The organism is Nocardia salmonicida, from assembly GCF_036142455.1.
In the GTDB taxonomy this organism is placed as follows: domain Bacteria; phylum Actinomycetota; class Actinomycetes; order Mycobacteriales; family Mycobacteriaceae; genus Nocardia; species Nocardia salmonicida.
Map to the genome: position 1 here is coordinate 1,028,025 of NZ_CP108014.1, position 13,391 is coordinate 1,041,415.

Consider the following 13,391-nt stretch of genomic DNA (forward strand, 5'->3'; position numbering starts at 1 on the left):
GTGACACCGGATGTGCTCACGGGCGGCATGACCCACCGCACCGATTCTATGTCGCTTGCGGGCATCGGTGTCGTCTCGAGTTACGGGTGGGGTCGCGAACTACTGTGGCAGGGATTGATGGGGGGAAAACCGGCCGCCCGTTTGTACCCCGGTTACGGGCCCGGACGCGATCAGTATGCCTGGGTCGGGCGGATACCCGACGGTGGTGACGCGGCGCACGGAACCGGCCTGTTCGGGCGTGCCGTCTACGCCGCGGCCGCCGAGGCGATCGACGACGCGCAGGCTCGTGGCTGGCGCCGCGAAGGCCGCACGGTGGGCCTCATTCACGCGTTCACCCTGGGTGATGTCGCCGACTGGCGCGATTTCTACCGTCGTGACGACGGCCATCGGCGCTCGCGCGATTACCTGCGGCTGCTGCCGTCCACACCCATTTCGGTGGTGATGCAGGAGTTCGGCTTCCACGGGCCTGCGATGAACGTGTCGGCGGCGTGCAGTTCGGGCACTGTCGCCCTGCTGACGGCGAAGATGTGGCGTGACGCGGGTCTGGTCGACGATGTGCTGTGTGTCACAACCGACCTCTCGGCCACCCCGGACATGCTCGAGCATTTCGTCGGCCTCGGCGCCGCGATCGCCGATGCCGAACCGTTCACCGCCTGCAGGCCCTTCCAGGAGGGTTCGCTCGGTTTCACCATGGCCGAGGCGTCGGTGGCGCTGCTGCTCACCGACGCGGTCGAGCTGCCCTACGCACGGCTTCTCGGCGGCGCGATGACCAACGACGCCTTCCACGTCGTCTCGGTCGATCCCGGCCACGCCCAGATCATCGCCTGCGTCCAGCGCGCACTGGCCGACGCCGGGATCGAGGCTGCCGACGTGGCGTACTACAACGCGCACGGCACCGGTACCAGGCAATGCGACGCTGCCGAACGCGACGTGATGACCACCGTCTTCGACGACCGGCCCGCCATCGCCGCGCTCAAACCACTCACTGGGCACAGCCAGGGCGCGTGCGCGGCGATCGAGGTCGCCACGATCGCACTGTCCTATGAGCGTGGCATCGCCGCGTCGGCGCCGATCGTGGCGCCCGCGCACCCGCGACTGCTCAACGGACCGACCCCGCTGATCGACGGCCCGACGGTGAAGCTGTCGATGGGAATGGGCGGCAACAACGCCGCCGTGATCCTGGCCCCCGCCTGACTCAGTCCTCGCCCGTCTCGGGTCCGGCCGCGAGGGCGAACCCGCCGGTCGTCGGCGCGTCCTGGGGCAGTGGCACCGCCCAGCGCAGCTGCGTGCCCGGCATCTCGGGGTGATTGCCGTCGGCGTCGGGGCGCTCTGCCGGACCGATCTCGAAGTTCCCGGCCGCCTCCTGCGCGCGTTGTTCGAGATTGCGCAGCCCGCTGCGGATGACGTGGGCGGGGATGCCCCAGCCGTTGTCGGACACCGTGATCACCAGATCGTCGGCCACCTCGATCACGATGGCGACGGTGTCGGCGCCGGAATGGCGCACCGCGTTGCTCACCGCCTCGCGCACCACCGCCTCGGCGTGGTCGGCCAGCTGCGGATCGAGCACCGACAGCGGGCCCGACACCTGGATCGTCGCGCGCAGGGCGATGTCGGCGGTCTGGCGCCGGATCGCGACCTCGAGGCGCTGCTGCAGTCCCTCACTGTGGCCCGAACTGCCCGCGTGCAGATCGAAGATGGAGGTGCGGATCTCCTGGACCACTTCTTGCAGATCCATGATCACCGTCGAAAGCCGTTGCCGCACTTCGGGAACCACCGCTTTGGGCATGGTCGCCTGCACGGTGAGGCCGATCGCGAACAGTCGCTGGATCACATGATCGTGCAGGTCGCGCGCGATCCGATCACGGTCGGCGACGAGGTCGAGTTCGCGCATTCGCTGCTGCGCGTCGGCCAGCCGCACCGCCAGCGCGGCCTGATCACAGAACGCCGCGGTCAGCTCGAGCATCTCGTCGGAATACGGCGCGAAACCCGGCGGCCGGAACGTCACCAGGACGCCGAGGGTGGCATCGGGCGTGCACAGCGGCAGCACGAGAGCCGGTCCGGCGCCGGGCAGTTCGGCCACGGGGAACTCGACGCCGAGCGTCACCTTCGACACATCGTCGAAGCGCAGTGGCGTCCGCCTGCTGAACGCGTCGCCCACCACCGTCCCCGCGATCGGAATGGTCTGCCAGTCCTGGCCCGCGTCGGGGCCGGTCCACTGCGTGACCACCAATTCGCTGATTTCGCCCGGTAATTCGTCCGGTACCGGCACCGAGGCGAGGAACGCCTGATGCGATCCGGTCAGCCCGCGCGCGTGATCGACCACATGGCCGAGCACCCGGTCGGATTCGGTACCGGCCAGGAATTCCGTCGCGATATCGCGGGTGGCCTCGATCCACGCCTGCCTGGTGCGTGCCTGCTCGTAGAGCCGCGCGTTGTCGACCGCGATCCCCGCCGCGGCCGCCAGCGCCAGGACCAGGACTTCGTCTTCCTCGGTGAACGGCTGTCCATCGGACTTCTCGGTGAGATAGAGGCTGCCGAAGACTTCGTCCCGAATGCGTACGGGCACACCGAGAAACGTGTGCATCGGCGGATGTCCCGCCGGAAAACCGATCGAGGATTCGTGCTGGGTGAGATCGGCCAGCCGCAGCGGCGCCTTGTGTGCGAACACCGCGCCGAGTACGCCGTGGCCCGCGGGTAATCGCGCGATCCGGTCGCGGATCTGATCCGGCATGCCCTCGTCGATGAACTGCGCGACCTGCTGATCGTGGCCGCGCACCGCCAGCGCGCCGTAGCGGGCGTCGACGAGGTTCATCGCGGTCCGCACGATGGTGCGCAGGGTTTCGTCCAGGTCAAGACCAGCGGTCACCGTGAGCATGGCCTCGACGAGGCCGTCCATCCGATCGCGCGAACCGATCATCACTTCGACCCGATCGGCGACCTCGCCGAGCAGGCTGCGCAACATCTGCCGCGACACCGTCTGGTCAGCCGAATAGCGGCCGCCCCGACCGTCGTTCGCCATCGCAGTACCCCGTCTTCGCAGCTCCTCGAGTGAGTCCATTCGAAGTCTAGTCCGCAATGAGGGGACTTTCGGCCCTTCACTCGCACCGGCGGTAGTGGTGGCATTGGGCACCGGGAATTGGGATCGAGAAGTGGGGCACATGATGAATTCGTTGTCGAGCACCCAGCACTGGACGACCGCCGCGGACCCGGAGCTCGCCGTGACCACCCGCGGCGAAGTGCCGGCCCAGGATGTCACCCGTGCTGTTCGCGCCATCACCCGCGTGATGCGCAGGCACCACCTCGACAGTCCGGCCAGGGTGCGCGTCACCGCGCCGCAGGGCTACGACGAGCCGACTCTGGTGCAGGCCAACATCCGTACCAACGACACCTTCACCCGCGTCCAGGTCACCGGGCCCGGCGGTTTCGCGGTCACCTTCGCCGCCGAACGGCTCGACCGCCAGCTCGCCCGGCGCGCGGGCAAGGAAGCGCGCGGCGCGTGGCCCGATCCGGCCCGTCGCCCGCTGGCCCAGATCACCGAGACGCGGCCGATCATCCGCCGCAAGGACTGTGCCCTGATGACCGGCACCCCGCTGGAGGCCAGCACCGTCCTGGACGCGATGGACTACGACGCCTATCTGTTCACCGACGCCGACACCGGCGAGGACGCCATCGTCACCTGGGCGGACCCGCACGGCGTCGCGCTGGCGAGGCAGCGCCACACCGCCGCGGCGGACGCGTCGGCCGAGCTGCCGCTGACCGCGAGCGCGATGCCGGTGCGGGTGGTTCAGGACGCGGCTCCCATCTTCGCCGAGGACGAAGCCTCCGACGCGTTGTGCGCCGCCGGGCTGCCCTACCTGTTCTTCACCGACAGCCACTCCGGCCGCGGGAACCTGCTCTACCGGCGCTACGACGGGGACCTGACCATCGTCGTCCCGTCCTGAGCCGTCACGGCTCGCGCAGTTTCGTCGCCAGGACGGCGGCCTGGGTGCGGCGCTCCACACCCAGTTTCGCCAGCAGCCGCGACACGTAGTTCTTGACCGTTTTCTCCGCGAGGAACATGCGCGCGGCGATCTGCCGGTTGGTCAGGCCCTCGCCGAGCAGTTCGAGTAGTCGGCGTTCCTGGTCGGTGAGCCCGGCCAGTGGCCCGGAGGGTTCGGCGCTGCGGCGCAGCCGGGCGCGCAACGCGTCGGCCGCTCGGGTATCGAGCAGCGAGTGGCCGGCGCCCACCTGTTTGATCGCGTCGGCCAGTTTCATCCCGTCGATGTTCTTCACCACATAGCCGCTGGCGCCGGCCAGGATGGCGTCGAGCATGGCGTGCTCGTCGGAGAACGAGGTCAGGATCAGGCAGTGCAGGTCGTCGAACTCCGCGAGCAGGTTGCGGCACAGTTCGATGCCGTTGCCGTCGGGTAACCGCACGTCGAGGACCGCGACGTCGGGGCGGGCCTCGCGGATGCGCACCATCGCCTCGGCGACGCCGCCTGCCTGACCGATCACAGTGAGTTCTGGATCACCCTCGAGCAGGTCGATCAACCCTCGCCGCACGATCTCGTGGTCGTCGACCAGAAATACCTCGAGCACGCCGGCTCCTTCATCATGTCGAACGATCCCCACCTGTCGTCAAACATAATCCGCATCGCCGAAATCGTGGGCGTAGAGCCGAAACTCGACGACAACGACCCGACCCCGAGGAGGGTTCGCCGCGCAACGGCCGCCCTGTCGATCAGGTGTCGTCGCGAGGCGACGGGGGAGCAAGCGACGGTGCCTGATCGACGGGACCGACGGGGTCGCGAACGCGAGCGCACCAGCGCTCCAGCCAAACCTGTCGGACCCCCGGCCTAGCATTGTCGACGGGGGATTATGTCCGATCGGCGGATGACGATGGAGAAGGGATTCACCAGGTGGCGGAACGCCTCACTGTGCGCGGAGCTCGGGAACACAACCTGAAAGGTGTAGACCTGGATTTGCCGCGCGACAGCCTGATCGTGTTCACAGGTCTGTCCGGTTCCGGGAAGTCGAGCCTGGCGTTCGACACGATCTTCGCCGAGGGGCAGCGCCGCTACGTCGAATCGCTGTCGGCCTACGCGCGACAGTTCCTCGGTCAGATGGACAAGCCGGATGTCGACTTCATCGAGGGCCTCTCGCCCGCGGTGTCGATCGACCAGAAGTCGACCAACCGCAACCCGCGGTCCACGGTCGGCACCATCACCGAGGTCTACGACTACCTGCGCCTGCTCTACGCCCGCGCGGGCACGCCGCACTGCCCGGTTTGTCACGAGCTGATCGCCAAGCAGAGCCCGCAGCAGATCGTCGACCAGGTGCTCGCCATGGACGACGGCCTCAAGTTCCAGGTGCTCGCGCCGGTGGTGCGCACCCGCAAGGGTGAGTTCGTCGACCTGTTCGACCAGCTCAAGACCCAGGGTTACTCGCGCGTGCGGGTCGACGGTGTGGTGTATCCGCTCACCGATCCGCCGAAGCTGAAGAAGCAGGAGAAACACGACGTCGAGGTGGTCATCGACCGCCTCTCGGTGAAGGCCGCCTCCAAACAGCGCCTCACCGACTCGATCGAGACCGCGCTGCGGCTGGCCGACGGCATCGTCGTGCTCGATTTCGTCGACCGCGACGAGCACGCGCACGACCGCGAGCGCCGCTTCTCCGAGCGCCTGGCCTGCCCCAACGGCCACCCCCTCGACATCGAAGACCTCGAGCCGCGCTCGTTCTCCTTCAACTCGCCCTACGGCGCCTGCCCCGACTGCACCGGCCTCGGCATCCGTAAGGAAGTCGACCCGGAACTCGTGGTGCCCGATCCGGACCTGAGCCTGGCCGACGGCGCGATCGCTCCGTGGTCGCGCGGGCAGACCGCCGAGTACTTCAACCGATTGCTCTCCGGCCTGGCCGAAGCGGTCGGCTTCTCCATGGACACCCCGTGGCGCGATCTGCCCGCGAAGGCACGCAAGGCCGTGCTGGAAGGCAGTTCCGACCAGGTACACGTGGCCTACACCAACCGCTACGGCCGCAAGCGCTCCTACTACGCCGATTTCGAAGGCGTGATGCCGTTCCTGCAGCGGCGCATGGAGAACACCGAGTCCGAGCAGATGAAAGAGCACTACGACGGCTACATGCGCGATGTGGCGTGCCCGGTCTGCAACGGTTCACGACTGCGCCCGGAGATCCTGGCCGTCACCCTGGCCGCCGACGGCACCGACAAGTCGATCGCCGAGGTCAGCGAGCTGTCCATCGGCGACTGCGCGCACTTCCTGAACTCGCTCACGCTGGGGGAGCGCGAGACCGCGATCGCCGGTCAGGTGCTCAAGGAGATCCAGGCCAGGCTCGGCTTCCTGCTCGATGTGGGCCTGGAATATCTGACGCTCTCGCGCGCCGCCGCGACCCTGTCCGGTGGTGAGGCCCAGCGCATCCGGCTGGCCACCCAGATCGGTTCGGGCCTGGTCGGTGTCCTCTATGTCTTGGACGAGCCCTCGATCGGTCTACACCAGCGCGACAATCGCAGGCTCATCGAGACGCTGCTGCGCTTGAAGAAGCTGGGCAACACCCTGATCGTCGTCGAGCACGACGAGGACACCATCCGCGCGTCGGACTGGGTGGTCGACATCGGTCCGCTCGCCGGCGAACACGGTGGCCGGGTGGTGCACAGCGGCACCTACGCCGAACTGCTCGACGTGCCCGAATCCCTCACCGGCGCTTACCTTTCTGGCCGCGAGCAGATCGAGCTGCCGCTGGTGCGCCGCGCGATCGACAAGAAGCGCAGGCTCACCGTCGTCGGCGCCACCGAGCACAATCTGCAGAACGTCGATGTGGCGTTCCCGCTGGGTGTGCTCACCGCGGTCACCGGTGTCTCGGGTTCGGGCAAGTCGACCCTGGTCAACGACATCCTGGCCACCGTCCTGGCCAACAAACTCAACGGCGCCCGCCAGGTACCGGGCAGGCACACCAGGATCAACGGTCTCGACAACCTCGACAAGCTGGTGCAGGTCGACCAGTCGCCGATCGGTCGTACCCCCCGCTCGAATCCGGCCACCTACACCGGCGTCTTCGACAAGATCCGCACCCTGTTCGCCTCCACCACCGAGGCGAAGGTGCGCGGCTATCAACCCGGCCGGTTCTCGTTCAACGTCAAGGGCGGCCGCTGCGAGGCCTGCTCGGGCGACGGCACGCTCAAGATCGAGATGAACTTCCTCCCGGACGTCTACGTCCCCTGTGAGGTCTGCCACGGCGCCCGCTACAACCGGGAAACCCTCGAGGTGCACTACAAGGGCAAGACCATCGCCGAGGTCCTCGACATGCCGATCGACGAGGCCGCCGACTTCTTCGAGGCGATCACCTCGATCCACCGCTACCTCAAGACCCTCGTCGAGGTCGGCCTGGGTTATGTGCGCCTCGGCCAGAGCGCGCCGACCCTGTCCGGCGGTGAGGCCCAGCGCGTGAAACTGGCCGCCGAACTGCAGAAGCGGTCCATGGGGCGCACTGTCTACATCCTCGACGAGCCGACCACCGGGCTGCACTTCGAGGACATCCGCAAGCTGCTCAAGGTGATCAACGGGTTGGTCGACAAGGGCAACACGGTGATCGTCATCGAGCACAACCTCGATGTCATCAAGACCGCCGACTGGGTCGTCGACATGGGTCCCGAGGGTGGTTCCGGCGGCGGCACCGTGGTCGCCACCGGCACCCCCGAAGACATCGCCGCGGCGTCGGACAGCTACACCGGCCAGTTCCTCAAGGAGGTACTGGCCGCGCCCGCACCGAAGAAGCCCGCGGCGAAGAAGACCGCGCCGAAGAAGGCTGCCGAGAAAGCCGCCCCCGCGACCAAGAAGGCACCGGCGGAGACGGCCGCGGCCAAGCGGTTGGCCCGAAAGGCGGCCGCGCTGCGCTGAACCGAGCTACCTTCCTTCGAGACATCCCGGAAGGGACTTTCCGAAAGCACCACGAAGTGAAACAGTCGTAGGTAACATTCGCCTCACCGTCCCCGGAATGCCGGGTCGTAGCGGTTTGTCGACGGCTCGATCGTCGTGTAGTTCGAAAGGAACGTCCTCATGGATGAAGCCACCACGGCGCTCATCGCCCAGATTCTCGGTTTCCTCGCCGGCGGGTCATCGTTGGCTTACGAGCCCACCAAGCCGACCGTCTGACCTGGATTCGAAAGGAACGCCTGTAATGGATACCGGAAGCGCCGCCCTGCTCGCCGCACTCGCGAACATGATCTCCTCCGGATCGGCCGTGTCGGTCACCCCCGGTGGCCCCACTCCGACCCCCGTGGTCTGAGTCGCGACGTTCGTTCGCAACACAGAAAAGATCCGCCGACGCACTGCGTCGGCGGATCTTTTCGTTGACAGAACTTTCAGTGCACCGGGCCGGTGTACTTCTCGCCGGGGCCCGTTCCCGGCGCGTCCGGCACCGACGACGCCTCGCGAAAGGCGCGCTGCAGCGCCTGCAGGCCCTCGCGGATCGGACCCGCGTGCGGGCCGAGGTACTCCACCGACGCGGTGACCAGCCCGGCCAGCGCGGTGATCACCCGGCGCGCCTCATCGAGGTCGACGCCCGCACCCGAATCCGGGGTCTCCTCGGCCAGGCCCAGCTTCTCCGCGGCCGAGCTCATCAGCATCACGGCGGCCCGGCTGATCACCTCGACGGCGGGGATGTCGGCCAGGTCGCGCACGGGAGGATCGAGCTCGTCAGTCATGCTGATCAGGCTATAGCGAGCCGGATTCCGGATGCTCGCGCCAGGTGCGATTCGGTCATAGCCCAACGCCATGCTAAGCTCTTCGCTGACGACCGCCCCTGGATGTGTCATGCATCCGTGGGGCAGATAAGTGGAGCCCGACTCCCACCGTTACCGGCGAGCAATCGTTCGGATAAACGGTCCCGGTCACCCGCTCATTGTGGTGGGTTTCCCGTGTGCCTGGCACGCGGGGGTCGACAACCGAGCCTGTGAGGGCTTCGGCTGTGGGCGATCGGTCGACATCGGGCCCCGTGGCGGAGAAATACCGCACCGGGGCTTTCGTGTTGAAACAGGGGTTGCAGTTATTGCGTGCGGTCGTTAAGACGACACCGCTTGACCTAGGAGGCCCCATCAGCACTGAGACCCGCATCAACGATCGCATCCGTGTTCCCGAGGTTCGTCTCATCGGACCCGGCGGCGAACAGGTTGGGATCGTGCGTGTTGAAGATGCACTACGCGTCGCGCTCGAAGCCGACCTCGACCTCGTCGAGGTAGCACCCGATGCCCGTCCGCCGGTCTGCAAGATCATGGACTACGGCAAGTTCAAGTACGAGACCGCGCAGAAGGCGCGCGAGTCCCGTAAGAACCAGGTCCAGACCGTGATCAAGGAGCAGAAGCTCCGTCCGAAGATCGACGACCACGACTACGAGACCAAGAAGCGCAACGTCGTTCGCTTCCTCGAAGCCGGGTCCAAGGTCAAGGTCACGATCATGTTCCGCGGTCGTGAGCAGTCGCGTCCCGAACTCGGCTTCCGGTTGCTCCAGCGTCTGGGCTCCGACGTGGCCGATCTCGGGTTCGTCGAGACCTCGGCCAAGCAGGACGGCCGCAACATGACCATGGTCCTCGCTCCTCACAAGGGCGCGAAGACCCGGGTGAAGGCCCAGCAGGACTCCTCGGCGCCGGCGGCGACACGTCAGCCGCTGCCGACCGGTCCCGCCAGTGCCGAACCGGCCGCGCTGGTCGAGACGGCCGCACCGGTCGAGCAGGCCGCGCCTGCCGAGCAGGCTGCGCCGGCCGACCCGCAGTAAACGATTTCAACGACTAGATAGAGGAATCCATGCCGAAGAACAAGACCCACAGCGGCGCCAAGAAGCGATTCAAGGTGACCGGCCGGGGCAAGCTGCTTCGCGAGCAGGCGAACCGTCGCCACCTCCTGGAGCACAAGTCCTCTCGCCGGACTCGTCGTCTGGAAGGCACGGAGTCCGTCGCTTCCGTCGACGTCCCCCGCGTGAAGCGGCTGCTCGGTCTCGCCTGACCTTCGGGTCAGCTCGACCGTCGCAACCCGACGATTCCGCGGCCGGGACAACCGGACGCCGACAACTACCGAATTCGGGCGCCGCCGCGCCCCCAGATGATCAAGGACTACCAAAGTGGCACGCGTCAAAAGGGCCGTCAACGCTCAGAAGAAGCGCCGTTCCATCCTCGAGGCCTCCAAGGGCTACCGGGGCCAGCGTTCGCGCCTGTACCGCAAGGCCAAGGAACAGCAGCTCCACTCGCTGACCTACGCCTACCGCGACCGCAAGGCGCGCAAGGGTGACTTCCGCAAGCTGTGGATTGCTCGTATCAACGCCGCCGCGCGTCTGAACGACATCACCTACAACCGCTTCATCCAGGGCCTCAAGGCCGCTGGTGTCGAGGTGGACCGCAAGATCCTCGCCGAGCTCGCGGTCTCCGACGCCGAGGCCTTCGCCGGCCTGGTGGCTGTCGCCAAGGCCGCACTGCCGGCCGACGTCAACGCCCCGGCCACCGCTGCCTGAGCTTGACCACACATAGCGATCTGTCGGAACGACCCGTGGACGCGCTCTCCGAGCGCAACCCGCGGGTCGTTTCCGCTGTCAAGCTCCAGCGCGCGGCCCAGCGGCGCAAGTCCGGCCTGTTCCTCGCCGAGGGCGCCAACGCCGTATCCGCCGCCCTGGAGACCGGTCGCGTCCGGGAGATCTTCTATTCGCTCGCGGCCGCCGGCCGGGAGAACGCGCTGATCGCCGGTGCCGCCGCCGATGGCGTCCGCACCACCCTGGTCAGCGATCGCGCCGCCGAACATCTCGGCGAAACCGTCACCGCGCCCGGCCTCGTCGCGGTGTGCGATCTCGTCGACGTGCCGCTCGGCGAGATCCTCGACCGTGGCCCGCGCATGCTCGCCGTCCCTGTCGAGATCGCCGAACCCGGCAACGCGGGCACCCTGATCCGGGTCGCCGATGCCGTCGGCGCCGACGGTGTGGTGCTGGCGGGCGAGACCGTCGACCCACACAACGGCAAGTGCGTGCGCGCCAGCGCGGGCAGCCTGTTCCACGTCCCTGTGGCCCGCAGCCGCGATATCACCGCGACGCTCGACGCGATCTCCGCCGCCGGCGTGACGATCCTCGCGACCGCCGCCACCGGCGAGGTCGACCTCGACGCCGCCGACGACATCCTCAGCGGACCGGTCGCCTGGCTCTTCGGCAACGAGGCCCACGGCCTCGACCCCGCCGTCGCCGCCCGCGCCGATCACCGCATCCGCATCCCCATCCACGGCCGCGCCGAAAGCCTGAATCTGGCTGCGGCAGCGGCTATCTGCCTCTACGCGAGCGCCCGCGTCCAGCACGCGAAGTAGTACTCACGACGGTGCGCTCCGGCCCCGGAGTCGTTCGATCTGGGTGTGGCTGAGCTGTTCGGCCTTGCGCATGTGCTCGGTGATCACCGCGAGCTCGTCCTCGGTGTGGGTATCGAGTAGCGCTTGCCAGCCTTCGCCGAGGTCGTCCCATACGGCGGTGACGCGGGCGACGCGCTCGGGCACGGGGGAGACCAGGACTCGACGGCGGTCCTCGGCGTCGGGTTCGCGCAGCACATAGCCGTCGCGTTCGAGTCGATCGACCAAGCGGGTGGCGGAGCCGGTGGTGAGCCCGGTCAGGTCGGCGATCTGTTTGACAGTGAGTGGCCGCGGCTCCGCGGTGAGCAGGCTCAGGCATTGCAGATCGGTGGGGTGCAGGCCCAGATGGTCGGCGACAGCCTGGTTGAACAGGACGTACGAGGCCATGTACTGCCGCGAGACGCGCGACAACTCCGCGTAGCGGGCACGTCGACTCTGCTCTGTAATCCGGATCACCCTCTCAATTAGCTGCGCGGCGCAGTTAAATCGGATAGATTGCTGCATGACGCAGTTAATGCGCCACACAGCAAATTATACCGGAGGAAACATCGTGCTCACCATCGCCGTTACCGGCGCCACCGGCGCGCAAGGCGGAGCCACCGCTCGCGCCCTGCTCGCCCTGGGTCATCGCGTCCGCGCGCTCACCCGATTTCCCGAAGGCCCTGCCGCCGTCGCGCTCGTCGACCTCGGCGCCGAGGTCCACTACGCGGATTTCGACCACCGCGATTCTCTCGACATCGCCCTGGCGGGAGTCGATTCCCTGTTCGCTGTGACCACGCCGTTCGATACCGACACCACGGTCGAAACCCGCCACGGCATCACCCTGGTCGACGCCGCCGTCGCCGCGCGCGTCGGCCACATCGTCTTCACTTCCGCCGCGCACGCCGACCGTGCCACCGGAATCCCGCACTACGACAGCAAATTCGCGATCGAAGAGCACCTGCGGGCGAGCGGCGTCCCGTGGACCGTCATCGCGCCCGCCGCCTTCATGGACAACTACGCCACCGGCTGGACCCTGGACGGCCTCCGTGACGGCACCTTCGCCTGGCCGATGCCCGCCGACCAGCCGCTCACCCTCATCTGCGCCGAGGACATCGGCGCCTTCGCCGCACTCGCTCTCGACCGTCGCGCGGAATTCGCGGACCGCCGCATCGACCTCGCCGCCGACGAGCTCACCCCGGCCCGGCTCGCTGCCGCGCTGACCGTCGCTATCGATCGCCCGATCGCGCACCACGAAGTCCCGCTCTTCGTCGTTCGCCGCCACTCCGAAGATCTGGCCGCCATGTTCGAATACTTCGCCACCGTCGGACTCGATGTCGACGTCACCGGCCTGCGCCGGGATTACCCCGATGTCGCCTGGCACTCGTTTGCCGACTGGGCGGGCGCGCAGAACTGGCCTGCTCTCCTCGCGCATTGACCGGTCGCGGACTTCAGCACTCGGGGGCGGTGACGCTGCGCAAGTCGGTGAGGATTTCGGTGGCCCAGGGGAGTGGGATCGCATTGCTGCCCGCGACCTGCATGGCGGTCATGATGGTCAGCAGCATGCCGGTGGCGACGAAGCGGCGCGATTCCGCCGTGTCGGCGCCGGTGAGTTCGCCGATCAGGCGGTATATGCGCCCGAACCGCTCGCGCATGTGGTCGCCGATCGCCGGGTCCGCACTGGCGGCGGCGCCGTGGAGCAGGACCAGGGGGAGTTCGCGTTCGGCCAGGAACACGTCGAAGCCGTGGCCGAGGGCGCGCAGTGCCTCCGGGGTGTCGGCGCCGGGGGCGATCTCGGCGTCGCGGAAGACCTGTTCGATGCGGGTGCAGACCTCGAGCAGGCAGGCGAGGAACAGTTGCTGTTTGGTGCCGAACAGTCGGATCACGTAGGGCTGCGAAACCCCCGCGAGCCGGGCGATCTCGTCGGTCTTCGTTGCGGCATAACCGGATTCGGCAAAGGCTTGGATCGCGGCTTCGAGTACTTGCGCGCTGCGTTCGGACGCGGTCATCCGGGTTCGCGTCATGACGTCACTGCCTCCTCGATCGTTTGCC

General features: G+C 67.6%; 13 protein-coding genes. 8 read left to right on the forward strand and 5 right to left on the reverse strand.

The genetic code is table 11. The features are described from left to right. Positions 1 to 1,194 carry a beta-ketoacyl synthase N-terminal-like domain-containing protein gene (locus tag OHS03_RS05070; RefSeq protein ID WP_328661156.1) on the forward strand — a complete coding sequence of 398 codons (1,194 nt, stop codon included), beginning with the start codon at positions 1 to 3 and terminating at the stop codon, positions 1,192 to 1,194. A 1-nt stretch (position 1,195) separates the two neighbouring features. Here OHS03_RS05070 and OHS03_RS05075 read toward each other — a convergent pair whose 3' ends face one another. After that, on the reverse strand, positions 1,196 to 3,019 hold the full coding sequence (locus OHS03_RS05075) for a sensor histidine kinase (RefSeq protein WP_062985543.1): 1,824 nt from the start codon (positions 3,017 to 3,019) through the stop codon (positions 1,196 to 1,198). 139 nt (positions 3,020 to 3,158) lie between these two features. Between OHS03_RS05075 and OHS03_RS05080 the strand changes: the two genes are divergently transcribed. Continuing rightward, positions 3,159 to 3,941: a sigma 54 modulation/S30EA ribosomal C-terminal domain-containing protein gene (locus tag OHS03_RS05080; protein ID WP_056824467.1), complete on the forward strand. Its 783-nt coding sequence runs from the start codon at positions 3,159 to 3,161 to the stop codon at positions 3,939 to 3,941. A 4-nt stretch (positions 3,942 to 3,945) separates the two neighbouring features. On the opposite strand, the gene OHS03_RS05085 is transcribed toward OHS03_RS05080, so the two are convergent. Beyond that, complete coding sequence (locus OHS03_RS05085; protein ID WP_056824462.1) at positions 3,946 to 4,578, reverse strand: response regulator transcription factor; 633 nt, start codon at positions 4,576 to 4,578, stop codon at positions 3,946 to 3,948. A 320-nt stretch (positions 4,579 to 4,898) separates the two neighbouring features. Here OHS03_RS05085 and uvrA point away from each other — a divergent pair, with 320 nt between their 5' ends. Next, positions 4,899 to 7,889, forward strand: coding sequence for an excinuclease ABC subunit UvrA (gene uvrA / locus OHS03_RS05090; RefSeq protein ID WP_328661158.1), 2,991 nt, complete (start codon positions 4,899 to 4,901; stop codon positions 7,887 to 7,889). 464 nt (positions 7,890 to 8,353) lie between these two features. Here uvrA and OHS03_RS05095 read toward each other — a convergent pair whose 3' ends face one another. Beyond that, a complete protein-coding gene (locus OHS03_RS05095) occupies positions 8,354 to 8,695 on the reverse strand; it encodes a DUF1844 domain-containing protein (protein ID WP_194828871.1) in 342 nt (113 codons plus the stop codon). Positions 8,696 to 9,030: 335 nt separating this feature from the next. On the opposite strand from OHS03_RS05095, the gene infC reads away from it, so the two are divergent. The 4 genes from infC to OHS03_RS05115 all read left to right on the forward strand — a co-directional run bounded on the left by infC (position 9,031) and on the right by OHS03_RS05115 (position 11,324). After that, positions 9,031 to 9,762, forward strand: coding sequence for a translation initiation factor IF-3 (infC, locus tag OHS03_RS05100; RefSeq protein WP_056824840.1), 732 nt, complete (start codon positions 9,031 to 9,033; stop codon positions 9,760 to 9,762). Between the two features lie 29 nt (positions 9,763 to 9,791). Beyond that, on the forward strand, positions 9,792 to 9,989 hold the full coding sequence (gene rpmI, locus OHS03_RS05105; RefSeq protein ID WP_056824456.1) for a 50S ribosomal protein L35: 198 nt from the start codon (positions 9,792 to 9,794) through the stop codon (positions 9,987 to 9,989). Between the two features lie 115 nt (positions 9,990 to 10,104). Continuing rightward, complete coding sequence (gene rplT, locus OHS03_RS05110; protein WP_019046423.1) at positions 10,105 to 10,491, forward strand: 50S ribosomal protein L20; 387 nt, start codon at positions 10,105 to 10,107, stop codon at positions 10,489 to 10,491. Positions 10,492 to 10,526: 35 nt separating this feature from the next. Continuing rightward, entirely contained in the window at positions 10,527 to 11,324 is a 798-nt protein-coding gene (locus OHS03_RS05115; RefSeq protein WP_328661160.1) for a TrmH family RNA methyltransferase, read from the forward strand. A gap of 3 nt (positions 11,325 to 11,327) precedes the next feature. On the opposite strand, the gene OHS03_RS05120 is transcribed toward OHS03_RS05115, so the two are convergent. Next, the gene (locus OHS03_RS05120) at positions 11,328 to 11,816 is read right to left on the reverse strand and encodes a MarR family winged helix-turn-helix transcriptional regulator (protein WP_328661163.1); all 489 of its coding nucleotides are present in this window, start codon (positions 11,814 to 11,816) and stop codon (positions 11,328 to 11,330) included. 94 nt (positions 11,817 to 11,910) lie between these two features. Here OHS03_RS05120 and OHS03_RS05125 point away from each other — a divergent pair, with 94 nt between their 5' ends. Further along, the gene (locus OHS03_RS05125) at positions 11,911 to 12,777 is read left to right on the forward strand and encodes an NmrA/HSCARG family protein (protein WP_328661164.1); all 867 of its coding nucleotides are present in this window, start codon (positions 11,911 to 11,913) and stop codon (positions 12,775 to 12,777) included. Between the two features lie 13 nt (positions 12,778 to 12,790). Here OHS03_RS05125 and OHS03_RS05130 read toward each other — a convergent pair whose 3' ends face one another. After that, the gene (locus OHS03_RS05130) at positions 12,791 to 13,363 is read right to left on the reverse strand and encodes a TetR/AcrR family transcriptional regulator (RefSeq protein ID WP_328661166.1); all 573 of its coding nucleotides are present in this window, start codon (positions 13,361 to 13,363) and stop codon (positions 12,791 to 12,793) included. Positions 13,364 to 13,391: the final 28 nt, after the last annotated feature.

Bases quoted from the DNA above. Each gene is read 5' to 3' on its own strand.
- rpmI (WP_056824456.1), top strand. From the start codon at position 9,792: ATGCCGAAGAACAAGACCCACAGCGGCGCCAAGAAGCGATTCAAGGTG.
- OHS03_RS05075 (WP_062985543.1), bottom strand. From the start codon at position 3,019: ATGGCGAACGACGGTCGGGGCGGCCGCTATTCGGCTGACCAGACGGTG.
- OHS03_RS05130 (WP_328661166.1), bottom strand. From the start codon at position 13,363: ATGACGCGAACCCGGATGACCGCGTCCGAACGCAGCGCGCAAGTACTC.
- OHS03_RS05095 (WP_194828871.1), bottom strand. From the start codon at position 8,695: ATGACTGACGAGCTCGATCCTCCCGTGCGCGACCTGGCCGACATCCCC.
- OHS03_RS05080 (WP_056824467.1), top strand. From the start codon at position 3,159: ATGATGAATTCGTTGTCGAGCACCCAGCACTGGACGACCGCCGCGGAC.